The sequence below is a fragment of the Anaerostipes sp. Marseille-Q3525 genome, from assembly GCF_018223505.1.
GTDB lineage: Bacteria > Bacillota > Clostridia > Lachnospirales > Lachnospiraceae > Anaerostipes > Anaerostipes amylophilus.
Window position 1 is genome coordinate 49,008 of sequence record NZ_JAGTTT010000011.1, and the last position, 26,925, is coordinate 75,932.

29 protein-coding genes, 1 tRNA gene and 1 pseudogene are annotated in these 26,925 nt (G+C 36.6%); 26 read left to right on the top strand and 5 right to left on the bottom strand.

Features of this window, described 5'->3' with window-relative positions:
• The first annotated feature begins 8 nt into the window (after positions 1–8).
• The 4 genes from KE503_RS06990 (at position 9) to KE503_RS07005 (ending at position 4,049) form a co-directional block, all read left to right on the top strand.
• Complete coding sequence (locus tag KE503_RS06990) at positions 9–1,394, top strand: V-type ATP synthase subunit B (protein WP_212384830.1); 1,386 nt, start codon at positions 9–11, stop codon at positions 1,392–1,394.
• A gap of 15 nt (positions 1,395–1,409) precedes the next feature.
• On the top strand, positions 1,410–2,030 hold the full coding sequence (locus KE503_RS06995) for a V-type ATP synthase subunit D (RefSeq protein WP_022375615.1): 621 nt from the start codon (positions 1,410–1,412) through the stop codon (positions 2,028–2,030).
• Between the two features lie 298 nt (positions 2,031–2,328).
• A complete protein-coding gene (locus tag KE503_RS07000; protein ID WP_022375616.1) occupies positions 2,329–2,739 on the top strand; it encodes a sortase in 411 nt (136 codons plus the stop codon).
• A gap of 113 nt (positions 2,740–2,852) precedes the next feature.
• Positions 2,853–4,049 (top strand): chloride channel protein, encoded by a 1,197-nt coding sequence (locus KE503_RS07005; protein ID WP_212384831.1) that lies wholly within the window; start codon positions 2,853–2,855, stop codon positions 4,047–4,049.
• Between the two features lie 208 nt (positions 4,050–4,257).
• On the opposite strand, the gene KE503_RS07010 is transcribed toward KE503_RS07005, so the two are convergent.
• Positions 4,258–5,142, bottom strand: coding sequence for a putative ABC transporter permease (locus KE503_RS07010; protein WP_212384832.1), 885 nt, complete (start codon positions 5,140–5,142; stop codon positions 4,258–4,260).
• Positions 5,143–5,312: 170 nt separating this feature from the next.
• On the opposite strand from KE503_RS07010, the gene KE503_RS07015 reads away from it, so the two are divergent.
• Positions 5,313–5,708 (top strand): MerR family transcriptional regulator, encoded by a 396-nt coding sequence (locus KE503_RS07015; protein ID WP_022375619.1) that lies wholly within the window; start codon positions 5,313–5,315, stop codon positions 5,706–5,708.
• Between the two features lie 116 nt (positions 5,709–5,824).
• Here the strand turns inward: KE503_RS07015 and KE503_RS07020 are convergent, their stop codons facing one another.
• Positions 5,825–7,192: an MATE family efflux transporter gene (locus KE503_RS07020; protein ID WP_212384833.1), complete on the bottom strand. Its 1,368-nt coding sequence runs from the start codon at positions 7,190–7,192 to the stop codon at positions 5,825–5,827.
• A gap of 162 nt (positions 7,193–7,354) precedes the next feature.
• Between KE503_RS07020 and KE503_RS07025 the strand changes: the two genes are divergently transcribed.
• From KE503_RS07025 to fucO, 9 genes are all read left to right on the top strand, one after another.
• The gene (locus KE503_RS07025; protein WP_212384834.1) at positions 7,355–8,641 is read left to right on the top strand and encodes a 2-hydroxyacyl-CoA dehydratase subunit D; all 1,287 of its coding nucleotides are present in this window, start codon (positions 7,355–7,357) and stop codon (positions 8,639–8,641) included.
• Positions 8,634–10,292, top strand: a complete 1,659-nt coding sequence (locus KE503_RS07030) for an acyl-CoA dehydratase activase (protein WP_212384835.1) — start codon at positions 8,634–8,636, stop codon at positions 10,290–10,292. Before KE503_RS07025 ends, KE503_RS07030 begins: the two co-directional genes overlap by 8 nt.
• A 234-nt stretch (positions 10,293–10,526) precedes the next feature.
• Positions 10,527–10,799: a DUF1294 domain-containing protein gene (locus KE503_RS07035; protein ID WP_022374564.1), complete on the top strand. Its 273-nt coding sequence runs from the start codon at positions 10,527–10,529 to the stop codon at positions 10,797–10,799.
• Between the two features lie 197 nt (positions 10,800–10,996).
• Positions 10,997–12,907, top strand: coding sequence for a GGDEF domain-containing protein (locus tag KE503_RS07040; protein ID WP_117944956.1), 1,911 nt, complete (start codon positions 10,997–10,999; stop codon positions 12,905–12,907).
• 158 nt (positions 12,908–13,065) lie between these two features.
• Positions 13,066–14,298: a dicarboxylate/amino acid:cation symporter gene (locus KE503_RS07045; protein ID WP_022374566.1), complete on the top strand. Its 1,233-nt coding sequence runs from the start codon at positions 13,066–13,068 to the stop codon at positions 14,296–14,298.
• A gap of 383 nt (positions 14,299–14,681) precedes the next feature.
• Positions 14,682–15,125, top strand: a complete 444-nt coding sequence (locus tag KE503_RS07050) for an Hsp20/alpha crystallin family protein (RefSeq protein WP_008392176.1) — start codon at positions 14,682–14,684, stop codon at positions 15,123–15,125.
• Positions 15,126–15,204: 79 nt separating this feature from the next.
• Positions 15,205–16,221: a DnaJ C-terminal domain-containing protein gene (locus tag KE503_RS07055; RefSeq protein ID WP_055197756.1), complete on the top strand. Its 1,017-nt coding sequence runs from the start codon at positions 15,205–15,207 to the stop codon at positions 16,219–16,221.
• 155 nt (positions 16,222–16,376) lie between these two features.
• Positions 16,377–16,925: a TetR/AcrR family transcriptional regulator C-terminal domain-containing protein gene (locus KE503_RS07060; RefSeq protein ID WP_212384836.1), complete on the top strand. Its 549-nt coding sequence runs from the start codon at positions 16,377–16,379 to the stop codon at positions 16,923–16,925.
• 136 nt (positions 16,926–17,061) lie between these two features.
• Positions 17,062–18,210, top strand: a complete 1,149-nt coding sequence (gene fucO / locus KE503_RS07065; protein ID WP_055197754.1) for a lactaldehyde reductase — start codon at positions 17,062–17,064, stop codon at positions 18,208–18,210.
• A 77-nt stretch (positions 18,211–18,287) separates the two neighbouring features.
• Here the strand turns inward: fucO and KE503_RS07070 are convergent.
• Positions 18,288–18,476, bottom strand: a pseudogene (locus KE503_RS07070) (YbjQ family protein); the annotation flags it as partial.
• 115 nt (positions 18,477–18,591) lie between these two features.
• Here KE503_RS07070 and KE503_RS07075 point away from each other — a divergent pair.
• Positions 18,592–18,664, top strand: a tRNA-Gly gene (locus KE503_RS07075).
• 106 nt (positions 18,665–18,770) lie between these two features.
• On the opposite strand, the gene KE503_RS07080 is transcribed toward KE503_RS07075, so the two are convergent.
• On the bottom strand, positions 18,771–19,898 hold the full coding sequence (locus KE503_RS07080) for a tyrosine-type recombinase/integrase (RefSeq protein ID WP_212384838.1): 1,128 nt from the start codon (positions 19,896–19,898) through the stop codon (positions 18,771–18,773).
• A gap of 179 nt (positions 19,899–20,077) precedes the next feature.
• Entirely contained in the window at positions 20,078–20,536 is a 459-nt protein-coding gene (locus KE503_RS07085; protein ID WP_118352250.1) for a helix-turn-helix domain-containing protein, read from the bottom strand.
• A gap of 138 nt (positions 20,537–20,674) precedes the next feature.
• Here KE503_RS07085 and KE503_RS14510 point away from each other — a divergent pair, with 138 nt between their 5' ends.
• The 11 genes from KE503_RS14510 (at position 20,675) to KE503_RS07140 (ending at position 26,819) form a co-directional block, all read left to right on the top strand.
• Positions 20,675–20,875: a helix-turn-helix domain-containing protein gene (locus KE503_RS14510; protein WP_330601009.1), complete on the top strand. Its 201-nt coding sequence runs from the start codon at positions 20,675–20,677 to the stop codon at positions 20,873–20,875.
• A gap of 46 nt (positions 20,876–20,921) precedes the next feature.
• On the top strand, positions 20,922–21,155 hold the full coding sequence (locus KE503_RS07095; RefSeq protein ID WP_212384839.1) for a hypothetical protein: 234 nt from the start codon (positions 20,922–20,924) through the stop codon (positions 21,153–21,155).
• Between the two features lie 5 nt (positions 21,156–21,160).
• Positions 21,161–21,361, top strand: coding sequence for a hypothetical protein (locus KE503_RS07100; protein WP_212384840.1), 201 nt, complete (start codon positions 21,161–21,163; stop codon positions 21,359–21,361).
• Positions 21,351–22,286: a phage replisome organizer N-terminal domain-containing protein gene (locus KE503_RS07105; protein WP_212384841.1), complete on the top strand. Its 936-nt coding sequence runs from the start codon at positions 21,351–21,353 to the stop codon at positions 22,284–22,286. The genes KE503_RS07100 and KE503_RS07105 overlap by 11 nt, the downstream gene beginning before the upstream one ends.
• A gap of 320 nt (positions 22,287–22,606) precedes the next feature.
• Entirely contained in the window at positions 22,607–22,864 is a 258-nt protein-coding gene (locus KE503_RS07110; RefSeq protein ID WP_212384842.1) for a hypothetical protein, read from the top strand.
• Between the two features lie 80 nt (positions 22,865–22,944).
• Positions 22,945–23,253, top strand: coding sequence for a hypothetical protein (locus KE503_RS07115; RefSeq protein ID WP_212384843.1), 309 nt, complete (start codon positions 22,945–22,947; stop codon positions 23,251–23,253).
• Between the two features lie 304 nt (positions 23,254–23,557).
• Positions 23,558–23,770 (top strand): hypothetical protein, encoded by a 213-nt coding sequence (locus tag KE503_RS07120; RefSeq protein ID WP_118352256.1) that lies wholly within the window; start codon positions 23,558–23,560, stop codon positions 23,768–23,770.
• A gap of 21 nt (positions 23,771–23,791) precedes the next feature.
• Positions 23,792–24,145 (top strand): hypothetical protein, encoded by a 354-nt coding sequence (locus tag KE503_RS07125; RefSeq protein WP_118352257.1) that lies wholly within the window; start codon positions 23,792–23,794, stop codon positions 24,143–24,145.
• Positions 24,132–24,758, top strand: coding sequence for a hypothetical protein (locus KE503_RS07130; RefSeq protein ID WP_212384844.1), 627 nt, complete (start codon positions 24,132–24,134; stop codon positions 24,756–24,758). The genes KE503_RS07125 and KE503_RS07130 overlap by 14 nt, the downstream gene beginning before the upstream one ends.
• Positions 24,759–25,101: 343 nt before the next feature.
• The gene (locus tag KE503_RS07135; RefSeq protein WP_212384845.1) at positions 25,102–25,962 is read left to right on the top strand and encodes a hypothetical protein; all 861 of its coding nucleotides are present in this window, start codon (positions 25,102–25,104) and stop codon (positions 25,960–25,962) included.
• An 83-nt stretch (positions 25,963–26,045) separates the two neighbouring features.
• Positions 26,046–26,819 (top strand): sigma-70 family RNA polymerase sigma factor, encoded by a 774-nt coding sequence (locus tag KE503_RS07140; RefSeq protein WP_212384846.1) that lies wholly within the window; start codon positions 26,046–26,048, stop codon positions 26,817–26,819.
• The last annotated feature ends 106 nt before the right edge of the window (positions 26,820–26,925 follow it).

Consider the following 26,925-nt stretch of genomic DNA (forward strand, 5'->3'; position numbering starts at 1 on the left):
GATAGATTATGGGAATTGAATATTTAGGCTTAAGCAGCATCAATGGTCCGCTTGTCATTCTGGAAGGGGTACAAGACGCATTTTTTGATGAGATCGTGGAATTTACGGTCGATGGAAAGACAAAGAAAATTGGAAGGATCATTGAATTATACGAAGATAAAGCAGTCATTCAGGTATTTGAGGGAACCGAAAATATGTCCCTTGACAATACAAGAACGAAACTGACCGGACATCCGATGGAAGTTTCTCTTGCACCAGATATGCTTGGAAGAACATTCAACGGGATCGGAAAACCAATTGATGGATTAGGCCCATTGATCACGGATGTAAAACGAGATGTCAATGGACTTCCGTTAAATCCAGTCCGAAGAAAATATCCAAGAAACTATATCCGCACAGGTATTTCAGCCATTGATGGATTAACAACGCTGATTCGTGGACAGAAGCTTCCTATCTTCTCAGGAAACGGATTGCCACACGATCAGTTGGCAGCACAGATCGTAAAACAGGCATCCTTAGGAGATGGTTCTGATGAGCCATTTGCGGTAGTTTTTGGAGCAATGGGTGTCAAACATGATGTTGCGGATTTCTTTCAGAAAACATTTGAGGAAAGCGGTGTTGCAAATCATGTATGTATGTTCTTAAATCTTGCAAATGACCCAGTTGTCGAACGACTGATCACACCGAAAGTAGCCTTAACGGCAGCAGAATATCTGGCATTTGACTGCAACATGCATATCTTGGTAATTCTGACCGATATGACATCATTTGCAGAAGCGATGCGTGAGGTATCTTCATCCAAAGGAGAAATTCCATCCAGAAAAGGATATCCAGGATATTTATACAGCGAACTTGCGACACTTTACGAACGTGCAGGAATTATTGAAGGAGCGGAAGGTTCTGTAACACAGCTTCCAATCCTTACAATGCCCAATGATGATATCACACATCCGATTCCTGACTTAACTGGATATATTACCGAAGGGCAGATCGTACTGGATCGTAACTTAAATGGACAGTCTATTTATCCGCCAATCAGTGTCTTGCCGTCACTTTCCCGTCTGATGAAAGATGGAATTGGTGAAGGATACACAAGAGAAGACCATCAGGATCTTGCAAACCAGTTATTTTCTGCCTATGCAAAGGTGGGAGAGGCAAGGAACTTAGCCTCTGTCATCGGTGAAGATGAATTATCACCGATCGATAAAAAATATCTGGAATTCGGAAAGGAATTTGAAGAACGATATATCGGTCAGGGATCAGAAGAAAATCGTTCTATGATTGAGACTTTGGATCTTGGATGGGAATTATTAAAGATTCTGCCAAGGGAAGAATTAGACCGAATCGACACGAAGATCATCGATAAATACCTGCCGAAAAAGCAGGAAAGCTAAAAAGGTGGTGAGATTATGGACCCACGAGAATTCCCAACCAAAGGAAATCTGATCGCAGCCAAGAACTCGCTTGCATTAGCAAAACAAGGCTATGATCTGATGGATAAAAAAAGGAATATTCTGATCCGTGAGCTGATGGATCTGATCGATGAGGCAAAAGATATTCAGGAAGAGATCGATACGACATTTACAAGAGCATATGCATGTCTTCAGAGAGCAAATATCCAGCATGGGATTAGTAAGGTCGAAGAACTTGCCTATACGGTTCCAATCGAGGATTCGATTCAGATTCAGACCAGAAGCATCATGGGAACGGAGATACCACATGTAAAATATGATGCACATGAAAACCAGCTGACTTATGCGATGGATGGGACATTTGAGTCAATTGATGTTGCAAGAGAAGCGTTTCGACAAGTGAAAGATCTGACAATCAAATTGTCGATGGTCGAAAATGCAGCTTATCGGCTGGCGACGAGTATTAAGAAAACACAGAAGAGAGCGAATGCGCTGAAAAATATTACGATTCCGACTTATACTGGGTTTGTTTATAAGATTTCAAATGAGTTGGAAGAGAAGGAGAGGGAGGAATTTACGAGGCTTAAGGTTATTAAGAGGATGAAGCAGAAAGGATGAGATGTATAAAATAAATAAACTAAGGGGTGAAAAACTGGGGGGTGTGTACTATAATTAGTACAAAGAATAAAAAAATTTATCAATCTTGGCATAAAATAACAAAAAATCACGTATAGGTAACACAGCCTGTGTTAACGTTTTTACAAAGAAAGCAAGCGGGGGTGCTTTATATTTGGAGAGCCAAAGGAGGAAAAATGAGAGATTCTGAAAAAGTGTACTCCAAAGAAGAGTTACTAAATTATTTGTATAAATATGGAAATATCCCTGTTATATTATTTGCAAAAGATAAAGAAGGAAAATGCAGACAAAGACGATCGATGGAATCAAGTATATTGGAGTTTTGGAAGTACCGGAATTATCACTGCAGCTTCCAGTAATGTCACACTGGAGCCTGGCTGGATTAAAAATTGCACCAGGAAGATACAAAGGAAGTGTCTACAAAAGAAATATCATCATTGCAGGTCATAATTACCGAAGTCATTTCAGTCGATTAAAGACGTTGGACATCGGAAGCAAGATCTGGTTTATTGATGTAGAAGGGAATCGATTTGAATACAAAGTTTCTGATATAGAGATCATTAAAGGAACCGATGTAAAACAAATGGAAAAAGGCAAATGGGATATGACACTATTTACCTGTACCTATGGTGGCCAAAACAGAATGGCACTGCGTTGTACACTTACAAATGCAGTGGCTGGTGAAAATTGACACGATCAAAAAGATATGATATCTTAACAAAATAAGCTGATGACATCTGTGTAATGGACACAGGGGTTATCAGCTTTTTATTTTACTCTATAGAAGAAAGGAATTTATAAAAAATGGATAAGAAAAGCTATATTTTGCAGTTGTTGAAATATTTTATTATGGCAGTGATCGTGGGGATCATCGTAGGAGCAATTGATGCCCTGTTTGGAAGAGTACTGATCGCAATCTCTGATTTTAGAACCATACATTATCAATACTTACTTCCATTCCTGCCAATTGCCGGATTAGTGATTACGGCAATGTATTATGCATTCAGTAAAGCAAGCTTAAAAGGAATGAAACTTGTCTTTGAAGCTGGACAGCAAAAAACAGATGCTATCCCATTATTATTAATTCCATTGGTAATGATCGGGACATGGTTGACGCATTTATTCGGAGGAAGTGCAGGAAGAGAAGGGGTTGCTGTCCAGATTGGAGCGACATTATCTTATGCAATCGGAAGAAAATTCAAATTCCCAGAGAATGGAAGATTAATGTTAGTGATCGGTATGGCAGCAGGATTCGGAGGTCTGTTTCAGACACCACTAAGTGCAACTTTTTTTGCCATTGAAGTGATTGTCATAGGGAAAATGGATTATGAAGCGTTACTTCCAGCGTTAGCATCCGCATATACAGCAGCATTTACATCACATAGTCTTGGATTGGAAAAGTTTTCAGTTGTAATGAAAGATACAGTAAATCTGTCAGGAACAAAGACGATTGCAGCTGTGATCTGCCTTGGGATTATTTTTGGACTGACAGGACGATTATTTTCATTCTCACTAAGCAAATTAAAAGCATTTATGGGTGAAAAGATTATGAATCAGTTTTTGAGAATCGGATTTATGGCGATTCCATTGGCGGTATTATTATTTGCTGTTCATGGATCAAGATACAGCGGACTCGGAACAAACCTGATCTCAGCAGGATTTACAGGACAGACGATCTACGGGTATGACTGGATCCTAAAATTGCTATTTACGATCTTTACATTAGCAATTGGATTTCAGGGCGGAGAAGTTACACCATTATTCTCAATCGGAACATCTCTTGGAGTAATTCTAGGTGGACTATTCGGACTGCCACCAATGTTATGTGCAGCATTAGGATACGCAGCAGTTTTTGGAAGTGCCACAAATACACTGATCGCACCGATCATGATCGGACTGGAAGTATTTGGAGGAGCTAATATGGTACTATTTGTGATCGTTTGTGCGATTGCTTATGGAGCGAATGGGGATTTGTCTATTTATGCACAGGAGAAATTATAATATTCAATAATTTCAGTTATCCAAACCACTGGGGTGCGTATAATGTCCTAATGAAATATTTCACGCTATATAAGTAACATTTTTCAACAAAATTATATTTTTATACTAAGAATACTTATCTATCAGCTTATCAATAAATAATAAATTATATGTAAAGACAGTACAAAAAGGAACTGCAAACAACTAAGCAATTCCTTTTAAAATCCAGCTATTTTTTCTTCAATTCATCCCTTCGCTTCTTCAAGATCCGGCACAACTGTCCAAATTCTCTTACATGCTCACGAGGCATCATCTTAGGGAATGCACGCAAGATACGACGAGATGTGAATGTAGGAAGCTTTGCCATGTTTTCATATCTAGTGCGAAGTTCAAATGCACGTTGCTTCATAGAATCCATACGAGCTTTGACTTCTTCAGTATTTTCCTGTTTCACTTCATCTACTTTCTCACGAATAACATCCGCACGAGCTTTCATTCGATCCTGAGCTTCCAAGCCATCCATCATACTGTCATAAATATTCTCACCGATCTGATCAGAAATATTACGCAATTCTTTCGCAATATCCTCCATAAGAGCCAGACGTTTGTTGAACTTTAAAATACCCTGAACAGTAATACAAACATCAACGAAAATCGTGATCATTAATAATACAAGCAGGAATTTACCAAACCATACTGGAAGAAATGAAACCAGTTTATCCGTAAAAGGATAAATAAGCTTCACGATCAACACACAAGCGACACCCCAGATCGCAGAAAATAAAGGACATACATAACCGCCAATATTCAAAGGCAGCTCAGAATAATCCCACCATCTATGATGAAATAACTTCTCAAGCAGAAATCCAGTCAGCCATTCAAGAAATGTAACAAGAATGGTAGAAGTAATATAAAGTAAGATCAGATTCCCAACATAAGGTTGCAACAAAGCAACGACAACGGTCACGCCAATCCCATAGATCGGACAGATCGGACCATTTAAGAATCCACGGTTTACAAAAGAATGTTGTTTAAAAGCAGCATATGCAACTTCGGTACACCAACCAAGAAAACCATAGATAAAGAAACTAAATAAAATATCATAATAAGTCATAGAAATCTCCTTCTAAATCTTTTCAGATTAAAAGTGGTATCCAAATCATTTTAACAAATTATCATATAAAAGACCAGATATACATGAGGAGATCAGAAAAATCTTGACTTAAACCCTGCTCCAAGGATTAAAATAAACTCAGAAATAAGTAGAAAGGAGCAAGCAATACTATGACGATTAAAGAAGTAGCAGAAAAATATGATATCTCTGCAGATACCTTAAGATATTACGAAAGAGTCGGAATGATCCCAAAAGTAACGAGAAGGCCAAATGGAATCAGAGACTATCAGGAATCAGACCTGGGATGGGTAGAATTAGCCATTTGTATGAGAAGTGCAGGACTTCCAATAGAGGTTATGATCGAGTATGTAAAATTATATAAAGAAGGAGATAATACGATTCCTGCAAGATTAGAGTTATTGCAGGAGCAGATGAATGCTTTGAAAGAACAAAAAGCACAGATTGAAAGTACGGTGGAGAGATTAGCTTATAAGATATCGAAGTATGAAGAAGCCATGGAGACTGGGGTATTGGTTTGGGATGAAAGTGGAGATTGTCATGATTAGATTTTAACTTGTAAAAACAGAGGTGTATTGAGTATAAATAGAAAATTTCTATCTGTCCGAAAGATGACCAAAATTCAGAAAAATATTTAATATACTCAAAGTCTATGTTTGACCAATTACTGTCCACGGATTGCAGACAAAGCTTTCTTAAATTGAACAGAAAATAAGATTGCTGTAAATGTCACCGCAATAAAATCAGCAACTGGTTCTGCCATGTAAACAGCCGTTGTCTGATCAGCTGTGAAAATATGTGGCATGATATAAATGAGTGGAATCAAAAGCACAAACTTTCTCATAACCGCAACAACAATAGAAGAAATTGCTTTTCCAAGAGAGTTAAATGCCATCTGGCATGAAATCTGAATTCCGAACATGAACATGACTGCCATATAAACACGAAGTGCATTTTTGGTAAATGCAACTAATGCAGGATTGGAAGTAAAGATACCTGCAAATACCTGAGGAAATACCATGACAAGTACCCATAAGATCACAGAATAAGTCAAACTTGCCTTTAATAAAAGGAAGAAAGTGCTCTTTACACGATCTGCATTTTTGGCACCATAATTATAACTCATGATTGGCTGTGCACCCTGTCCAAGTCCCTGAAGAGGAAGCATTGCAAACTGCATGACACTTGTAAGGATCGTCATTGCACCAACTGCAACATCTCCACCATATTTTAATAAGGAAGAATTAAAACATACAGAGATAATGCTTTCACTTGCCTGCATGATAAATAGGGAAAGCCCAAGAGCCAGACAAGGCAGGATCACCGGAGCACTCAAAGGCATATGCTGTTTCTTGATACGAAGTGTAGATTTTGGCCCAAATAAGAAACTCAACACCCAGATACAAGAACAAGCCTGAGAAATGATCGTAGCCAGTGCAGCACCACGAACACCCATATGGCATGCAAAGATAAAAATTGGATCTAGAATAATATTGATCACAGCCCCGATCAAAACAGAATACATTCCAGTCTTTGCAAATCCCTGTGCCGTGATAAACGCATTCATTCCAAGTGTTAACTGCACAAAGATCGTACCAAGTGAATAAATATTCATATAACTAACCGCATATTCGATCGTATTTTCACTAGCTCCAAATGCCATCAAAAATGTACGGTTTCCAAAGAACATGATCAAAGTCAGGATCACAGAGATAATGATCTGCATCGTAAAACAATTTCCAAGAATATTTTCCGCAGAATCAAGATCTTTCTTACCCATCAAGATCGAAGCACGAGGGGCACCACCATTTCCAACAAGAGCGGCAAATGCCGAAATGATCATGATCAGCGGCATACAAACTCCAACTCCAGTCAGAGCTAAAGCGCCACTTCCAGGAATATGTCCAATATAAATACGGTCAATAATATTGTAAAGCATATTGATCATCTGAGCGGCCAAAGTCGGAATTGCCAGTCTTAAAAGCAGTTTCCCAATGGGTTCCGTTGCTAAAAATTCTTTATCATTATTCATAATAAAATTACCAAATCCTTTCTTAAGCATAAAAATTCATTTTATCACAAAAATCCGTAAAATGTATACATATATATGTATTGTGCCAAATTTAATCGTTGATTTTTTGAAAAATAACAAGTAATATAGTTCTTTAGAACAAAAAAAGGACGTGAAATAAATATGCAGATCATAGAGACATACGGAAAATATATCGAGAAATGGGCAAATACAAATCCAGACAGAGCAAGAGTATTATTAAAACTTGGATGGGAAGCTCAGAACTTAAAATATAAATTTACACCAGACAAACGATTACTGCCAGCAGATAGATATCTCGCAAATCTGATGATGAACACGATGCTGATGCCACTTAAGAATCCTCAGGAATGTGCGATCGTCAGTATCTTTACACCATGTGAGATCTTACACGAAGCAGGATTACATCCATATAATGTAGAAGCATTTTCCTGCTATCTTTCCGCATCAAATGCAGAACGAGCATTTTTACAGCAGGCAGAGAACACAGGAATTTCAGAGACACTATGCAGCTATCATAAGACATTTTTGGGAGCGGCACAGAAGAAGATCCTTCCAAAGCCCAAATGTATCGTATACACAAACCTTACTTGCGATGCAAATCTGCTAACATTCAAAACATTAGCAAAACTATATGATGTACCAGCATTTGCGATCGATGTACCAATGCAGCAAAATGAAGATAACGTCAAATATGTCGCAGATCAGATCAGAGATCTGAAAGTATTTTTAGAAAAATGTACTGGAAAGACGATTACAGAAGATGGACTAAAAGAACGAATGAGACGAAGCAAACGTACGATGGATAAGTTCATTGAATGTCAGAAAAAATCCGCAGATAAAGATATCAAAACAGATCTTGTCACACCGCTTTTTGCAGGAATGACAAATAATATTTTGTTGGGAACAAAAGAAGAAGAGAAATATGTGGATCAGTTATTAAAAGATATCGAAAAAGCACCAAAGAAAAAAGGAAAGAAGATCTACTGGATGCACACGATCCCATTCTGGTCAGGTGCAGTACAGGAAGCACTGGCATTTAATGAGAATGCACAGATCGCAGGATGCGAGTTAAGTCGTACATTCGAACCTGATTTTGATCCAGAAGATCCATACGATGCGATGGCGAGAAGAATGGTCTATCATGGATTAAATGGAAGTGCGGTAAGAAGAATTGAAGCCGGAATCCGCCATGCAAAAGATGTGAAAGCAGATGGAGCTGTCTGGTTTGGACACTGGGGATGTAAACATACACTTGGAGCAGCACAGCTTGCCAAGAAGAAGTTTGAAGAAGCAGGAATTCCAATGCTGTTATTAGACGGAGATGGATGTGACCGAAGCCACGGCGGAGAAGGACAGACTTCAACAAGACTAGGAGCATTTTTAGAGATGCTTGGAGCTGAAGAAATGGAAGGTGGACAAGATGAGTAAGACATATTACGTTTGTAAATATACACCAATTGAATTATTGCAGGCATTTGGCGGGGAATGTGAGAATTTAAACCAGATGCCGGAAGGATTTGATCTCGCAGATCAGATCGCACATCCAAATATCTGTGGATTTGGAAAAGCTGTCTTAGAAGCAGTTATGACTGGGAAAGTAAAAGAACTGGTTTTAGTAAACTGCTGTGATACGATCCGAAGTGTCTATGATATTCTGGAAGACAGTGGAAAACTTGATTTTTTATATATGATCGATATGCTGCACTGTGACGGAGAATGCAGCAGGGAACGAACTGTTTTACAGTTAAAAGGACTTGCAAGAGCCTATGGAGCCTACAAAGGATCTGAATTTGATCAAAAAAAATTTGTTGAAGCATTTAAAGAACCAGAAAAGCAGAAAGAACCATATATCAGTGTTCTTGGGGCAAGAATGGGAAATGAATTATATGAAATGGTCAAAGAATTCATGCCATATTCAGTGGAGAATGATACTTGTGTCAATAACCGAAGCGTCGGTGAAGTAAAGCCACCAAAGACAGATGATTTTAATGAATTAATGGAATGGTATGCGGCAGAACTTTTAGGACAGACACCTTGTATGCGTATGATGGATAACAGCGGAAGAAAACGTTTGTATAATGATCCAAACTTAAAAGGGATCATTTACCATACGGTCAAATTTTGTGATTTCTACAGTTTTGAGTATGCACAGGTAAAACAAAACATTACAGTGCCATTATTAAAGATCGAGTCAGACTATACAGTGCAGAGCAGCGGACAGTTACTGACAAGATTAGAAGCATTTGCAGAAAGCATGAATATGGACAATTTAGAAAGTGGTGAGAAGAAAATGGGAAAAGGATATTTTGCAGGAATCGACAGCGGATCTACAAGTACAGACGTTGTTATTTTGAATAAAGATGGAGAAATCGTGACAGGAATCATTCTGCCAACAGGTGCTGGAGCAGCGATGGGAGCAGAACGAGCTTTGGAAGAGGCCCTAAAACAGGCAAAACTTCAGAGAGAAGATATCGATGCTATGGTAACAACAGGATATGGAAGAACGGCAATCACCGATGGAGATAAAAGTATCACAGAGATCACATGCCATGCAAGAGGAGCACATTTCTTAAATCCAGAAGTGAGAACGGTCATTGATATCGGTGGACAGGACAGCAAGGTCATTCGTCTTGACGAAAATGGAGCGGTTGCAAACTTTGTTATGAATGATAAATGTGCAGCTGGAACCGGACGATTTTTAGAGATGATGGCAAGAACAATGGAAATGGATCTGGACCAGATGAGTGAAGCAGGACTTACATACAAAGAAGATATCACAATCTCCAGTATGTGCACGGTATTTGCAGAATCAGAAGTCGTATCCTTGATCGCGCAGAACAAAGAAACCGATGACATTGTTCACGGATTAAATAAAGCCGTTGCATCCAAAACAGCAGCTCTTGCAAAACGAGTTGGAGGAGAAGAACGCTATATGATGACAGGTGGTGTATCTAAGAATAAAGGTCTGGTAAAGACACTGGAAGAAAAACTTGGAACAACTCTTGTGATCAGTGATAAAGCTCAGTTATGCGGGGCACTTGGAGCAGCCTTATTTGCAATGGATATGGTTCAGAAGTAACAAAAGTATGCTATGGTAAAGAAAAATAGCTTTGAGAGAAAAGAGTGAATCATAGATGAAAGAATACTACCGAATCGGTGAGACGGCAAGTCTGGTTTGGAAAACAGTCTGCATTATCTTTCGAAGAATATGCATATAGCTACATGAAGCAGGAGCAAGTGCAGTCGGAGGATGCTGTACGACGGTTGCGAAACATGTGGAAGAAGTTGTGAGAGCAAAAGAGGAGACTTACAAATGCAATCGGCATATATACATTTATATCTGATCATTATAAATATTATAACATTTGCCTTATACGGCCTAGATAAATGGAGAGCGATGACAAGACAATGGCGCATCAGAGAGAAAAAACTGATCGGTTTAGCACTGATCGGCGGTTCGATAGGAGCCATGATCGGGATGACAGTCTTTCATCATAAGACAAGAAAATGGTATTTTAAATTAGGGATTCCTGGAATCTTCGTATTACAGATCATGTTTGCCATACATTTTATATTGAAATCATGATTCCAAAATTGTTTTTAGAATGATATACTAAAATACATAGGGGAAAACATAAAATTTCAAGGGGAATATTAGAATTGGAGATATAAGGCTGCCATATGTGTCTGTTGGTTATGCAAGATTTGACCCGAAGGAAACATAAAAAGAAACTGCAGAACAAACTATCATAAAAAGCAAGAAGAGAAGAAAGAGTGGGGGAAATGATTCAATATAATATGGACTTTTTGATCGCAGGATTGATATTTCTCTTGATCCTTTTTGTTCATTTTGTAAGATACAAACAATTAACAGGAATTAGTGGAAAGCTTTTCTGGATCTTTATCGTTGGAGCTGCGCTATGCAGTATTTCAGATCTGGTCAGCTGTATGTTGATCCAGAAGAGGAATCCAGCATATAATTCGCTGATCATTGGGGTTACGACATTTTTATATCTGATGGAAGTATTGATCCCATATGTGTTTTATGGGTTGATACAAATCTTGAGATATTGTGAGCATAAGATGAAAAAAAGAAATATCATGCTTGGTATGATTCCAGTCATTTTTATGGAGTCTCTTGTGATCCTTAATATCTTTCATGGGCAGTTTTTTTATTGTAATACAAATGGAGAATATTTATATGGGCCATGGTATTTGATGATATATGTCTATACGTTCTTTTTTGTTGTGATAGCAATGTATAATTTCATTTTCCATCAAGATGAGTATGGGAAAAATGAACTTCGTGCTGTTTGGGAATTTGTTGTAGTTGGATTCGTATGTACAGCGATCGAGGCTGTTTATTCACAATATTTGTTGACGGAATTTGGTCTGATCATTGGTATTTTTATTATATTTTGGACACTTTATAATCCACAGACAGTTGTTGATAGTCTAACGGGCGTATTTGCCAAAGGATATTTAAATCAGTGGATTCCAGAACAGATGAAACGAGAACAGAAATTCCATGTATTACAGATCAGTATATGGAAGTTAAAACAAGTGAATAAATTATATGGAAACAGTGTAGGAGACAAGTTGCTGATCGATGTTGCAGATGAATTAAATCAGATTACAGAGGGAAATTATATTTTTCGAATTCATGGGAATCAGTTTTTGATCTTTTCTATGAGTCAAGCAGATTATGAAAAAACAAAACAAGAAGTAATGGAGTTGTTTCAGACACCATTTGATATTGGAGATGAGATGATTGATTTTCCAGCAACGATCTGTGGAATAACAGATGCTGAAGAGCTTGTGGACAATGATATGATGTTGGCATACCTTGAATATCTGATCTTGTTAAAACCAAAATCAGATAAGACAACGTTGATAGAGAATAGCGAAACAACAAGACAGGGATTCTTATATGAACAGCGTGTGAAGAAATATATGAATACTGCGATTGAGGATGATCTGTTCGAAGTATATTATCAGCCATTATATTCGGTAAAAGATGGCCATTATGTGACAATGGAGGCATTAAGTCGTTTAAAACATCCAACCTTGGGAATGATCCCGCCAGATATCTTTATTAATCTTGCAGAGAAGAATGGACAGATCATTGAACTTGGAAAGCTGCAATTTCGAAGAATCTGTCGCTTTATGAAGAGTCATACGGCACTTATGAAACAGATTGGAAGCATCAAGATCAATCTTTCACCATTAGAGTTGTTGAAAACTGGATATAGTCAGGAACTGTTTAAGATCATCAATGAATTAGAACTTCCATACAGCTGGTTTCAGTTTGAAGTGACAGAAACAGTTGCAACAGAGTACAGTGAGGAATTATACAAGACAATTTCAGATTTTCGAGAAGTTGGAATCGAAATCTGTCTGGACGATTTCGGATCAGGGTATGCGAATTTGAATACTATTTTGAAATTGCCATTTTCAACAGTGAAACTTGATCATTCTATGTTAGATGGTATTTGTGAAGACCAGCAGATCGCATTATTATACAAGAATATGGTATCGATCTTGCAGAATCTTGGGCATAAAGTTGTTGCAGAAGGTGTAGAGACACAAAAAGAAGTTGCACTATTAGAAGAATGGGGTGTAGACTTGATTCAAGGATATTATTATACAAGACCGTTAAGTAGAGATGATCTTCTTTCATTTAAAGTAAGTTAAAAAGAAGTTTTATCATGTTTTCCAAGTATAAATATATTGATTTCACAAGATGATTATGATAAAATCATCAAGGAAAAATGCAGAAAATAAGGCATTGCAATGGAGCAGTGCCTTATTTTTGAGCCTATTAAATTTTTGAGTTTAGAAAGAGAGATACTATGAAAGAAAAGAAAAAAATGTCTTTGGCAATGCAGATTTTCATTGCGTTAGTCTTAGCTATCGCAGCAGGACTTCTGATGCAGAATCATGCAACATTTGCAAACACGTATATCAAACCATTTGGAACAATCTTCCTGAATCTTGTAAAATTCATCGTCGTTCCAATCGTATTATTCTCTATTATGTGTGGAATCATTTCTATGCGTGATATCAAGAAGGTTGGATCTATCGGATTAAAAACAGTTGTATATTATATGTGTACAACAGCATTTGCGATCACGATCGGTCTGATCGGGGGAAACCTTTTTAAAGGAATGTTCCCAGTTATCGCAACAACAAACTTGTCTTATAAAATGGGAGAAACAACATCTTTAATGGATACACTTGTAAATATCTTCCCATCAAACTTTGTATCACCAATGGTTGAAGCCAATATGTTACAGGTTATCGTTATGGCGGTTTTACTTGGATTCGGAATCATCCTGATCGGAGAAGAACAGAACCATCGTCTGGTTACAGCATTTAATGATCTGAATGCAGTCTTCATGAAATGTATGGAAATGATCTTAAAATTATCACCAATCGGTGTATTTTGCTTATTATGTCCAGTAATCGCTGAAAACGGAGCAATGATCATCGGATCTTTAGCAATGGTATTATTAGCAGCATATATCTGCTATATCGTACATGCAGTTGTTGTTTACTCTATGGCAGTCAAAACAATGGGTGGATTAAGTCCATTACAGTTCTTCAAAGGAATGTTACCAGCAATCATGTTCGCATTTTCCAGTGCATCATCTGTAGGAACACTTCCGATCAACTTAGAATGTGTAGAAAAATTAGGATCAGATCGTGAGATCGCATCTTTTGTACTTCCATTAGGAGCAACGATCAATATGGACGGAACAGCCATTTATCAGGGCGTTTGTGCAATTTTCATTGCATCTTGTTACGGAATTAACTTAACGCTATCTCAGATGTTAACAGTCATTTTAACAGCAACTTTAGCATCCATCGGAACAGCAGGAGTTCCAGGAGCTGGAATGGTCATGCTGGCTATGGTATTAACATCTGTAGGACTTCCAGTAGATGGTATTGCGTTAGTTGCAGGAGTTGACCGTATTTTTGATATGGGACGTACTACTGTTAATATTACTGGAGATGCTAGTTGTAGTATTATTGTTTCTAATTTAGAGAAGCGACGTGAAGCTAAATTAGCTAAGGAATTATAATTTGTATCTTGGTCAACTGAAGTTTTTCAGTATATGATAAAAAATAAATGATCGTCTGGAAAGACAGCTAGAGAATTTTCTAATGCTGTTTTTCCAGACGATTATTTTTTATTTCATAGGAAATTTTGATGAAATCCCCTATGAAATAAAAAATTTTAAAAAAATTAGCACTCACCTCTTGACAGTGCTAATAATAGGTGTTATATTACAACTAGAGCAAGAGGGAAGGGCTTAAGAGAGAAGCCAAAGAACCGAAGGCCCAACAAGATACAACAAGTCGTATTGAGAACTTCTCAATACGCTTCACATAAAAGGCAAGTGTCAGGAATCCAAACCTGACACGCCAAAACATTATTATAAAGAAAAAGGAGAGATGACTTATGATGATGATGCCTAGTATTTTTGGAGGAAACTTATTTAACGACGACTGGATGGATTTTTCTTTCCCAGATATTGATAAAGAACTGTATGGTAAACACGCAAAGAACCTGATGAAGACAGATGTGAAGGAAAAAGACGGTAACTACGAAGTAGCGATCGACCTTCCAGGATTCAAGAAAGATGAAATTACAGCGGAACTGAAAGATGGTTATTTAACGATCAGTGCAGCCAAAGGACTTGATAAAGACGAGAAAGACAAAGAAGGTAAATACATCCGCCGTGAGCGTTATGCAGGCAATATGAGCAGAAGCTTTTATGTTGGCAAAGATATCACAGAAAAAGATATCCACGGTAAATATGAGAATGGTATTCTGATGCTGGATATTCCGAAGAAAGCTCCGGAGAAGAAAGTGGAAGAAAAGAAATTCGTCACGATCGAAGGATAAAAGAACTTTCCCCGGGATGATCAGATTCCCGGGGAATTCTTTATATCTGAGGAGAGAAAGGAAAAGAAGGTGAAACAAAATGGCAGCAAAACGTGATTTATATGAAGTTCTTGGAATCAGCAAAACTGCAGATGAGAAAGCCATCAAGAAGGCTTATCGTAAACTGGCAAAAAAATATCACCCAGATATGAATCCTGGAGATAAAACAGCAGAACAGAAATTCAAAGAAGTGACGGATGCCTATAATATTTTAAGTGATCCAGAGAAACGAAAACTGTACGATCAGTATGGCCATGCTGCCTTTGACGGAACCGGTGCAGAATCTGAATTTTATAAAAATTATCAGAACTATGGTGGAAATCATGGAGGATATCAGGAGTTCCATTTTGAAGGTGGAGATGGTGATGATATCTTTAGTGATATCTTCGGAAGTATGTTCGGAGGTAGCAACAGAAGTAAAGGATTCCATCGAAGCAGTTTCCATCAGGGTGGTTTTGGATCTTCTGGTGGATTTGGTGGCAGTGGATTCAGAAGTGGTTCATTTAAACAGAAAGGTTCTGATGCTCATGCCGATATTTCCATCAGCTTTGACGAAGCAGTAACTGGCTGTGATAAAGTCATTCATCTGCAGGATCAAAATGGTGTAACCCAGTCACTGCAGGTTCACATTCCAGCCGGAATTGATACTGGAAAAAGCGTCCGTTTAAGAGGAAAAGGTAATCCAGGAATGGGCGGTGGAGAAGCAGGAGATTTATTCCTGAAAGTAACCGTTGGTGAAAAACCAGGATTTGAACGAAAAGGAAATGATGTGTATACAACGATCAATGTTCCGTTTAGCACCGCAGTATGTGGAGGAGAAGCTGTGATCAAAACATTATATGGAAATGTTATTTGCAAGATCAAAGAAGGAACTCAGTCAGGATCTAAGATCAGACTACGTGGCAAAGGTATGCCACTGATGAAGAATCCATCCCAGAAAGGAGATCAATACGCAGTAGTTCAGATTCAAGTTCCAAGAAATGTTTCACAGCAGGCAAAAAATAAATTAAAAGAATTTGATAGTTTATGTGGTGGAAGAGGAAAAGCCGCTTATTAAGCATGAAGTTTTTTGATAATAAATAAAAAGACGATGATCTGTGATAAGAAATGCATTTTAAAAATGCAGAAAAAACAGATAATCGCCTTTTTGTCTTTCGTAAATATAAGTAATAAGGTAAAATAGAATCATATACGAAAGAAGGTGGGAATAAGATGGATGCATCAGAGAAGATGAAATATAAATTAGCAAATGGAATGAAAGAATTACTGGTACATACTCCAGTAGACAAGATCACGGTCAAACAGATTGTAGATCAGTGTGATGTAACTCGTCCCACTTTTTACCGACATTTTAAAGACAAATATGATCTGATCAATTGGTATTTTGATGTGTTGGCACAGATGTCATTTAAACAGATGGGTATCAGTCTGACGTTGAGAGAAGGTCTTATTAAGAAGTTTGAATTCATCAAAGGTGAAGGACAATTTTTTGCTGCAGCATTTTCAAGTGAAAGTCAGAATTGTCTGATGGAGTACGATTATCAGTGTATTTATCAGTTTTATTGTGATATCATTCACAAACAGGGCGCTGATAAAATTCCAGAGGAATTAGAATTCTTATTGAGAATGTATTGCAGAGGGTCGATTGCAATGACTGTAGAATGGGCGACAACAGGAATGAAGATGTCACCGGAACAGCTGGCAGATCAGCTGATCGAAGCGATGCCACCGAAACTTTATGATTTATTTAAAGATATATAAAGATAAGAAAATGTTACACTTTTGATAATGTGTAACATTTTTTACATTTTGCCAAATGTGTAACTTGTTTTCGTGAAAAAACAATTTTATAATAGAGATAGTTAAAAAATTGTCAAGGGAAAAAGGAGTGTACAAAATGGTAAATCGTATCGTATTAAATGAAACATCATATCACGGAGCAGGAGCAATTCAGGAGATCGCAACAGAAGCAACAAAACGTGGATTCAAAAAAGCGTTTGTCTGTTCTGATCCAGATCTTGTAAAATTCGGAGTTACAAAGAAAGTAACAGATGTCTTAGATAACGCAGGACTTGCTTATGAAGTATATTCACAGATCAAACCAAACCCAACGATCGAAAATGTACAGACAGGAGTTGCAGCATTTAAGGCAGCAGAGGCTGACTATCTGATCGCAATCGGTGGTGGATCTTCCATGGATACAGCAAAAGCTATCGGAATCATCATCAACAATCCAGAATTTGAAGATGTAAGAAGCTTGGAGGGAGTTGCAGATACTAAGAAGCCTTGTGTACCAATCATCGCAGTACCAACAACAGCCGGAACAGCAGCTGAAGTAACGATCAACTACGTAATCACAGATGTAGAAAAGAAACGTAAATTCGTATGCGTAGATCCACATGACATTCCAGTTATCGCAGTGATCGACCCAGAAATGATGTCTTCTATGCCAAAAGGATTAACAGCAGCAACAGGTATGGATGCATTAACGCATGCGATCGAAGGATACACAACAAAAGCAGCATGGGAAATGACAGATATGTTCCATATCAAAGCAATCGAACTGATCTCTGAGAACTTAAGAGGAGCAGTTGAAAATACACCAGAAGGAAGAGAAGGAATGGCAATGGGACAGTACATTGCAGGAATGGGATTCTCAAACGTAGGACTAGGAATCGTACATTCTATGGCTCACGCATTAGGTGCAGTTTATGACACACCTCATGGAGTAGCTAATGCAATCTTACTTCCAACAGTTATGGAATACAATGCAGATGCAACAGGAGACAAATACAAATATATCGCAAAAGCAATGGGTGTTGAAGGTGTCGAAGATATGACACAGGAAGAATACAGAAAAGCAGCCGTTGATGCGGTTAAGAAATTATCAGCAGATGTCGGAATACCAGCAGACTTAAAAGAAATTGTAAAAGAAGAAGATTTACAGTTTTTAGCAGAATCAGCTTATGCAGATGCATGCGCACCAGGAAATCCTAAAGATGCAAGTGTAGAAGATATTATTGGATTATATAAATCTTTATTATAATTTATAGAGAGAAAATAAATAAAAAGGTATTGAATTCCAATTTAGACAGAAGAGGAATTCAGTACCTTTTTGTTAGTTTATAAGAATTTTACAGCTGTTCCATAAACAATGATCTCAGCTGCACCCTGCATAACTGAAGAATACCTGACATTAATAACAGCATCAGCTCCCATATTTTGAGCATCTTCGATCATTCGATCAGTTGCAAGATCTCTGGCTTCATTCATCATTTTCGTATAGGATTTTAATTCTCCACCAACGATGGATATATGTTAGTTTTATTTTACTATAGTGGATGAATTATGACAATAAAATAAAAATAGATGTTGACAAGAAAGGATAAATACGATAATATATTATCTGTTCCGAAAAAATAAATATGCGATAGTGGCGTAGTTGGTAACGCGCGACCTTGCCAAGGTCGAGACCGCGGGTTCGAGCCCCGTCTATCGCTCTAAATAAAAAGCACTGAAAAGCACGTATTTATGCGGTTTCAGTGCTTTTTTAGTTTTCTGGTGTCGTGTCGTGTTATTTTTTGAGGAAGTTTTTTGAGGAAGTTTTTAAAATATTTTTTCAACATACTCAATAACTGCCTTGTCTGATTGCCTACGTCTAATGTGGGCGTATGATTGTATAAACGTCTTTGGGCTATTTCCCATAATATCAGATAACACCTTGTCACTTTCGCCACGTTCATAGTTGTTCGTTGCAAATGAATGACGACAATTATATAATGGGATCAGTGGCAAGGGTTCAACTTCCTTATTGTTAAACTCTTTTAATGCTTTTCTAAAGTACATAGAATAGCGGTTTGGGTTCACTGGTCGCCCTTTAACAGTTGTAAATAAAAAGTCGTGCTGATAATCGGGGTGGTAGCTTTTAAGCTGTAATTTGCGTGTCTGTGTGTCTTTGATGATGCAATACAGCTTGTCGGGCAGATATAAAGCACGTATTGAACCGGTTGTTTTCGTGTCGTTTGTATTGCCGTCTTTATCAAGTGTTCGGTGTATGGTTATTTCTTGATATTCGTTTATTAGATCATCGTCACACAGACCGCAGACTTCAGCAGGGCGACAACCTAACAATAACGATACACAGAACATTGGGTAATAGTGGTTCGCCTTGATAACTGGACTATTCAAGAATCTTGATATTTGTTCGTCTGTCCATGTTACTTTTTTTTCATATTGTTTTTTTAGACGTTTAATTCCGATCATTGGGTTATCGGTCGGAGCTAATACCCTTAATGTCTGTATAGCAAATTTAAAAATGTTTGATAGTATGTTAATACATTTATTTACCGTTTCGGGCTTGTAATTTGCACTAAGGGTATTAACATACCTCTGAATCATTAAAGGTTGTATATAGTCAATCTGCAAGCTCTCAAAGACATTCTTAATATAATTATGGTAATAATATTTGTATGTCTTTAGTGTGCTAGGTCTGTATAAGTTTGGGGCAGTTTCAAGCCATAATTCAGCACAACGACCGAATGTTTCATGATCTGTGACGCTGTGACTTCCAGAAGCAAGTTCTTTTATGATTTTTGCTTCATCAAGTACAGCGTCTTTTTTCTTTTTGCGATTCTTTCCACGTACTTTTTTGTGTGTGGTAGGATTCCAGACAACAGCATAATATCTTGTTTGAATCCCTTTTTTGTTTGTCCATGTTGCTATTTGTACACTCATAATATAAAAATCCTTTCTAAGTCGTGGCATGGCTTTAGAATGAATATTTTTATATATCCCTTGCATTATGTGTATTTTATTAGTATAATAATTGTATTAATTTTAAATTCTTCTCTTTTACTTTTGTCTAAAAAGTAAAACGGACACCGTCACTTTTTTATAAGTGGCGGTTTTTTTTTTTATTCTTGTTTATCATCGTCTTTTCTATAATCTGGTATTTTAGAAAACAGCTCTATTTGTTTAACAGCTTCCTTTTTTCCAAACTCATTCAATAAATTGAAATTGGTTAATAAATCCCAAAATAATTGTTGAATGTCTTTTTCATCACTTAGTATTCGATTTAATTCATAAATATATTGGGAACGCGTTGACCTTAAAACAGAATTTATATAGTTCAAGTCTGGTATATTTATAGCAGATATTTCATTTTGCAATATTGGGTCGTCTGTGTCTACTAAATCCAGTAACAAAACGTCAAGAGCAACAGCGATTTTTGCTATTGTTTGTAATTTGGGGTTTCTTTTTCCGTTTTCATATTGTCCTATTTGTTGGTATGACACACCTATTTTCTTTCCCAGTTCGGCTTGTGTCATGCCTCTTATCTTTCTCATTTTTCGGATATTTTCGCCTACTGTCATGCAACACCTCCATATATACAAGATAACATACAATACAAAAAAACAAAAGCAAAAGTTTTCAAAATGATATTGACAAAAGCAAAAGTTTTCGTTATCTTATAAATGCAAGCAAAAGTTTTTGTAGAAAGAGGTGATATAGTGAACAAATTAAAATTAAGCAGAGAAAAAATTGATATTCAATTAGGCAATAACCTAATGTCAATCACAGCATTAGCAAACGCTTATGGGTGCAGTAGGGCACGAATTAACGTGATTCTAAACAGCAGAGAAGTGACGCCAATGTGTGCAGGCAGACTTGCCAAGGCATTAAATGTCAAAGTAGAACAGATTATTGAGTAAAAAAAGGTCGTGGCATGGCTTTAGAATGAATGAAAGGCGGTGAGATATGAGGTACAACGATAATATGAAAATCTGGTTGTTTGATCTAGCACACGGAAACCTTAGTGATCTGGAAATCATTAAAGGATTTATCAAGTATTATGTGCTGTATAACTGTACGATACAGAACGTGCAGGACGACATACATTTTCACACCAATTACGGCGTGTTAGGCGAGCAAACAGCACTAGAAAGCCTTAATAAAGCATTATGTAGCTATGTAGATTATGAAAGGGAGTGAAGAATATGACAGTATTTGCAAAAGCTGACGAGGTAAGCGAACTATTGAACTGCGGAAAGTCCACAGCGTACAAAATCATGAGACAGTTAAACAATGAGCTGAAAGAAAAAGGCTATATGACTATCTCTGGAAACGTCAACAGAGCTTATTTGTTTGAAAGAATGGGTATTAAGGCAGAAAGCGAGGTGTTAGAAGATGGCAAATAAAAAAGAAGATAAAAAGGACCCGCGTTATAACTGGATACATATTCCAGAAAACTATTTTGACAGGGTTAAGACAAAGATTATAAGAAAGACAGAAAACGGAAATACAAAAATCGTTTTATATTTCAAAATGTTAGATGCAGTAAAAAACACAGACGGATATTATATGTTCCAACGTGCAACACAAAGTATAAGCGAAGAAATAGCAATTCAGATCAATGAAGATGCAGAACTTGTAAAAGCTACACTAGATACATTGAGTAACTTAGAACTTGTAGAGATTGAAGAAGATGGTTGTTATTTTGATGAAGTCAATCAGTTTGTTGGTTCTCTTGCAGAAAGTACTTTAAGAGTTCAAGAGTATAGAGCTAGGGAAAAGGCTAAAAAAGCTAGAGAAGCGAAACAAAAAAATAACATGATGAAACAAGATAATATTACAAAGGAAACAAACAGTAATAATGCGAAGCAAGATGATGTTACCAATGAAACAGAGTGTAACAACTCTATGTTACAAGGGAAACAAACCAAGGTTACTAGTGAAACAGAATGTAACATAGAGAAAGAGAGAGAGGAAGATAAAGAGATAGATAAATATATAAATAATAATTGTGCAAAATCCAGTTATCCAGAAGCACAAGAAGTGATTGATATGTATAACAATACTTGTACATCGTTAACACTATCGCCAAACATTGAAGTAATAGGTGAACAATGGGATGGAAAATATAAGGGTTTGTATGAAGCAATAAATAAGTGTATACCATTGACTAACCCAACGATAACAACAAATGAATTTAAAACAACGTTTGAAACTGCCGAGGGCATGAGCGAACAAATAAAAAAATCATCAAAGGAAGATGGGTGTACAAATGAACTTGAATTTATATTAAACAGAATGTTGAAAACAAAAGAGAAAGTGACAGCATGAACGATTTAAAGAAAGAGGTGGAATCATGCAAGATAGACATTTAGGGCAAGTGATCATAGTTATTGGGTGCTTGTTAATGCTGACGCAGTTAATAAGTCCAGTAATAGCAGTAGCTTTCATACTGTCTGGATTATCGCAGTTATAAAAAGAAAGGTCCATACATGAACAGCGAACCCATGTATGGACCAATACAAAAACCTTGTTGTTGTTTGATTATAACAAAAAGGTTTAGATAGTGCAACCAAACCATAACACAAAGCGTCACAGAACGCAACAGAATAGCCATAAATTAATTCTAAGAAATAAGCGAGGTATTTATCATGCAGAATAATAAAATTGAAAATGCAAGCAATGTAGAGTGTCGCAGAAGTGATAAGGCTGACAAGCTAAACAAAGCCACAGCAAACTTACTTCTTAAACTTACACAGCTAAACAATGAAGAATTTGAACAGGCAGTAACGGATATGATGCGACAAATTCAAGTACTTCCAGACAATGAAAGAATGATCTGTAATAATTATTATTTGAATCTATTTGACATTGCAAGAGAGTTAAGAGAGAACGGATTTACAGCGTAACAAGTAAATAATACAAAGCGTCACAGAACGCAACAGAATAGCCATAAATTAATTTTAATAAACAAGTGAGGTATTTAATCATGAATAATAATAAAAACGAAAATATGAATATTACAGAGAAGCAAAGAGTTTATAAAGAGGGGGATTTAGAGTTAATTAGTGCTTATTTTATCGCAAAACTTCTTGAATTGAATGATAGCGATAGAGAAATGGCATTAGCAGACCTTGAAGAAAGAATAATAAAAAAATGTGACAAGGTAGGAGCTGATAAAGCAATAGTTAACACATATTTAGAAGAAGTTAGAAACACTATAAAACAGATCATAAGGGGCGGGTATGAAATCAATACAGAAAAGGTAAACAGAGACATGAAAAAACAAGGGTTCTAAATAACGACAGAATGTAAAGCAATAACCAGACTTATATACTTTAGGTCTGGTTATTTTTTTGCTCTAGGGTGGTAAACAACTATGATAACAAACCAATAACAGGCAAATCACAGGCAAGAAACCACGTATTTATGCGGGCTGTAAGACTTTTTGCATAGTAGCATCACAGGCAAATGACAAGCAAACCAAGCAGTGATTTACTGAAAAAAAGAGTGTACCCAAAAACGTTTGTTGATGTGGTATGATGGTTATAGCAGGAATAAACATTGTAAAAAGAGGGGAAGAAAGGAAGAGGTGGTACTAGTTGGAAAAAACAAAGTATGCAAGCAATGATACAGAAGTACTAAAAAACAGATTACTAGTGACGGATGAAGAGTTACGTTGTGTGTTAGGGGTTGGAAGAAAAACCGCTAAAGCAATAGCACAACAGGCGGACGCAGTCGTCAGAGTTAACGGCAGAAAGTTAAATTCGATGGAAAAAGTCAAAAAGTACATTGATACCGTAGCGGGAAAATAAGGAAAGGAATTGGAAACCAACATGAAAAATTTTTTATTTAACGACATTGTTACACAACAAAAAATTAGAAAGTTGGTGAGAAAAATAATTTACGAATTATTAGATATAGGCAAAGAAAACGCCTTATCTACAGAATATTTAAAACAGGCGTTAGGTTTTCGCAATGTTAGATCATTAAGAAAGCAAGTAGAAAGAGAACGCCTAAATGGCAAAATTATAATCAGTTCTAGTGATGGCGGGTATTATAAGCCGTCAAACAGTCTGGAAGTTAAAGAATTTGTCAGAAACTTAGAAAATACAGCCAATAGCATGATAAAGATTGCAGAGTTGGCTAAAGTATATTGTGAAAGAGAGGTAGACAATGCAGAATTATGAGCAGATTTTAGCAGAATTAGAAATTGAAATCCCAGAAGATAAAAAAGAGCCACTAAGAAAGGCATGGAATCAGAATTATAAGACAATCGCAGACTATAATAAACAGGTAGAGAAAGCGAAAAGAATTAAGAGTGAGGTAGAAGAAGCGAAAAGAACACTAAAACAGAAACAAGCAGAGCTTAAAGAAGCGGTAAGCCTTAAAGAACAGGCTGAAACATTAAAGCAACAGCTACAGGAAGTACAGGACACAAGAATAAAGCTAATCAATGAACAAACCAACAAGGAAAATTTAAGAAAATTCTTTTCTGGTAAAAAGTTTATTAATAGCATTACAGAAAATGAAGTCAACAGACAAATGTTAGAAGCGTTAGAAGAAGATAACACAAAAAGCATTGAAGAAGTGTTTGACGAAATTGTGCCACCAGAGCTAAGAGAAAGTGTATTTGTAAGTGATAGAGCGATACCCGCCTTTACAACTAAATTCAATCAGAATCAGCCACCAGAGCAGAAAGAAAAAGGTATTGATAAGCTGAATAGTATGTCTTTAAGCGAAAAGATGTTACTAAGGCAGAACGATATCGGGCAATACAATAAATTAGCAAATGATAAATAGAACCAACTCAAAATTGAGTGGGTTCGAACTTACTCAAAAATGAGTAAAATGAGATACCAATTCTAAAGTTGTAAATCGCCATCTTAGAAGATAAAAATAACCTACGTACTCAAATTAAGTACGCAGGGCACATTATTTGACTATCCAAAGTTGGACAGAGCAGAAAAGTATCAAAAAAGTGTCACAAAAGAACGTGGAATGACGTTGAAATACAGCGTATAGCATTATTTCTTGACACTATACACGCGTGAGAGAACAATATCACTACACGATACGCACGCGTGTAGTAAAACAGTTTATAAAGCCTTTTGCTCAAAAATGAGCGAAAGCAGAAAGGACAATAATGAGTAGAATTTTAAATAAAATCTTTGATAAGGACCTATATAACACTGTAAAGGCTGAACGCTATGAACTGGACTATAGCGGGAACAAAGTTATGTACAATATCGGACAGTTAGAGGGATTAGCAGAACAGGGAAATGAAGAAGCCAAGGCAATCGTTGATAAAGTCAATAATGAAGTGGATGAAATGTTGAAAAAGATGGATAACGGCGACTATTTATTCAAAACATTTAACGAATATATCCTTGAAATGGCAAGATTGACAGAAGAAGCAAGCAAACAGAGGGATGAAGTAGAAGCCAAGCACGACAAAGCAGAAAAGGCATGGAAAGAAGCGAGAAGTGCAATTAATGTAAGTGATTCATGGACCAGTGCAAGAAAAACAGAGTATTTGCTTGCTAATGAAGAATATGATAATAGCTGTATTGGAATCTATAACGATCTCAAACAGAAACTTACAGCCTTAAAGAGTGAGTTCCATATCCATTTAAAGGGATTCTACACAGTTACACCAGATAGGATTGATAATAATACAATGGCATTGCTAAATAGCGGTATTGATGTATCAGAAGAAGAAATTGACAGCCTTTTATTTAAATATAGATTCAATACAACAATGATTAGAATTGTAGCCAACTATGCAATCAAAAATAAAAAAGAGACAAAACTATTAACAACATACAGATTAGGAGTAACGAGCAACGGAACAGCCGAAATGAAAGCATTTGAACGCTTCGAGCATTTTTGTATGAACGCAGTATCCACAAATAACGCACTTAGAAGAGCTAACGCGGGATGCTTAGACAGATTAGGAGCGGAAGCACTGGAAAGCCTTGACGAGATCGCTATTAAACCACAGTAAAACAATTTGATAATTTAATAAAAAAGAAGCCTTGTTAATACCCACGACAGGGCTTCTTTTTGCGTACAGGGAGAGTGAAAAGGATGATAGACAACGAAACATTAGTGAAAAGGATACAGCAAGGCGAGAATGTCAATGATAACATGATGCAACTATATAACCAGAATACTGGTCTATTATACAGATTATTGAAGCGTTATAATGGATATGGTAACATAATTGATAAAGATGATTTAATGCAAGAAGCATATATCTATCTGTATGAAGCTGTGAACCGATATAAAGTCGATAAGGGCGTTAAGTTTACAACATATCTAACTAATAGTATAAAATGGAATATAGGGCGAGATATGAGGAATAAACGTGCTATAAAACTTCCACAATATATATATACTGATATTAGTAAATATATGAGATTCTTAGAAGAATACACAAAAGAGCATGATAAACAGCCAACAGACAAAGAAGTTATTGAAAGGTTAGGTATATCAGAAAGCGGATTAAAAACAGTAAAAGACGCTGTAAATATGGTAAGTATCTCATCAATGGACAAACTAATAAATGACGATATGACAATAGGCGATACTATCAAAGATTGCAATAACGACCTACAGGAGATAGAACATAAATACGATTGTAAAAAATTAAAGTCTGATTTGTGGAAAGAACTAGAAAACATACTAACAGATACACAAATACAAGTACTAAAGTTTAGATATATAGAAAAATTGACTTTACAAGAATGTTCTGAACGTTTAGGTATTTCATATCAAGCGGTACACGCAAAAACAACAAATACTGTTAGTAAGTTAAAAGGAAACTATAAAATACGTGCATTAGCAAATAAATATTTGTGACTTTGGGGAAGTTTTGAGGAAGTAACTACATAAAATAGAGATAAATAATAGAAATAGATACTAAAAAATACACATAGAAACAAGGAAAAACAATAGAAATACTCTT

Excerpts from the sequence above, each read along its gene's own strand:
- KE503_RS06990 (WP_212384830.1), top strand. The coding sequence starts at position 9 with ATGGGAATTGAATATTTAGGCTTAAGCAGCATCAATGGTCCGCTTGTC.
- KE503_RS06995 (WP_022375615.1), top strand. The coding sequence starts at position 1,410 with ATGGACCCACGAGAATTCCCAACCAAAGGAAATCTGATCGCAGCCAAG.
- KE503_RS07000 (WP_022375616.1), top strand. The coding sequence starts at position 2,329 with ATGCAGACAAAGACGATCGATGGAATCAAGTATATTGGAGTTTTGGAA.
- KE503_RS07005 (WP_212384831.1), top strand. The coding sequence starts at position 2,853 with ATGGATAAGAAAAGCTATATTTTGCAGTTGTTGAAATATTTTATTATG.
- KE503_RS07010 (WP_212384832.1), bottom strand. The coding sequence starts at position 5,142 with ATGACTTATTATGATATTTTATTTAGTTTCTTTATCTATGGTTTTCTT.
- KE503_RS07015 (WP_022375619.1), top strand. The coding sequence starts at position 5,313 with ATGACGATTAAAGAAGTAGCAGAAAAATATGATATCTCTGCAGATACC.
- KE503_RS07020 (WP_212384833.1), bottom strand. The coding sequence starts at position 7,192 with ATGAATAATGATAAAGAATTTTTAGCAACGGAACCCATTGGGAAACTG.
- KE503_RS07025 (WP_212384834.1), top strand. The coding sequence starts at position 7,355 with ATGCAGATCATAGAGACATACGGAAAATATATCGAGAAATGGGCAAAT.
- KE503_RS07030 (WP_212384835.1), top strand. The coding sequence starts at position 8,634 with ATGAGTAAGACATATTACGTTTGTAAATATACACCAATTGAATTATTG.
- KE503_RS07035 (WP_022374564.1), top strand. The coding sequence starts at position 10,527 with ATGCAATCGGCATATATACATTTATATCTGATCATTATAAATATTATA.
- KE503_RS07040 (WP_117944956.1), top strand. The coding sequence starts at position 10,997 with ATGATTCAATATAATATGGACTTTTTGATCGCAGGATTGATATTTCTC.
- KE503_RS07045 (WP_022374566.1), top strand. The coding sequence starts at position 13,066 with ATGAAAGAAAAGAAAAAAATGTCTTTGGCAATGCAGATTTTCATTGCG.
- KE503_RS07050 (WP_008392176.1), top strand. The coding sequence starts at position 14,682 with ATGATGATGCCTAGTATTTTTGGAGGAAACTTATTTAACGACGACTGG.
- KE503_RS07055 (WP_055197756.1), top strand. The coding sequence starts at position 15,205 with ATGGCAGCAAAACGTGATTTATATGAAGTTCTTGGAATCAGCAAAACT.
- KE503_RS07060 (WP_212384836.1), top strand. The coding sequence starts at position 16,377 with ATGGATGCATCAGAGAAGATGAAATATAAATTAGCAAATGGAATGAAA.
- fucO (WP_055197754.1), top strand. The coding sequence starts at position 17,062 with ATGGTAAATCGTATCGTATTAAATGAAACATCATATCACGGAGCAGGA.
- KE503_RS07080 (WP_212384838.1), bottom strand. The coding sequence starts at position 19,898 with ATGAGTGTACAAATAGCAACATGGACAAACAAAAAAGGGATTCAAACA.
- KE503_RS07085 (WP_118352250.1), bottom strand. The coding sequence starts at position 20,536 with ATGACAGTAGGCGAAAATATCCGAAAAATGAGAAAGATAAGAGGCATG.
- KE503_RS07095 (WP_212384839.1), top strand. The coding sequence starts at position 20,922 with ATGAGGTACAACGATAATATGAAAATCTGGTTGTTTGATCTAGCACAC.
- KE503_RS07100 (WP_212384840.1), top strand. The coding sequence starts at position 21,161 with ATGACAGTATTTGCAAAAGCTGACGAGGTAAGCGAACTATTGAACTGC.
- KE503_RS07105 (WP_212384841.1), top strand. The coding sequence starts at position 21,351 with ATGGCAAATAAAAAAGAAGATAAAAAGGACCCGCGTTATAACTGGATA.
- KE503_RS07110 (WP_212384842.1), top strand. The coding sequence starts at position 22,607 with ATGCAGAATAATAAAATTGAAAATGCAAGCAATGTAGAGTGTCGCAGA.
- KE503_RS07115 (WP_212384843.1), top strand. The coding sequence starts at position 22,945 with ATGAATAATAATAAAAACGAAAATATGAATATTACAGAGAAGCAAAGA.
- KE503_RS07125 (WP_118352257.1), top strand. The coding sequence starts at position 23,792 with ATGAAAAATTTTTTATTTAACGACATTGTTACACAACAAAAAATTAGA.
- KE503_RS07130 (WP_212384844.1), top strand. The coding sequence starts at position 24,132 with ATGCAGAATTATGAGCAGATTTTAGCAGAATTAGAAATTGAAATCCCA.
- KE503_RS07135 (WP_212384845.1), top strand. The coding sequence starts at position 25,102 with ATGAGTAGAATTTTAAATAAAATCTTTGATAAGGACCTATATAACACT.
- KE503_RS07140 (WP_212384846.1), top strand. The coding sequence starts at position 26,046 with ATGATAGACAACGAAACATTAGTGAAAAGGATACAGCAAGGCGAGAAT.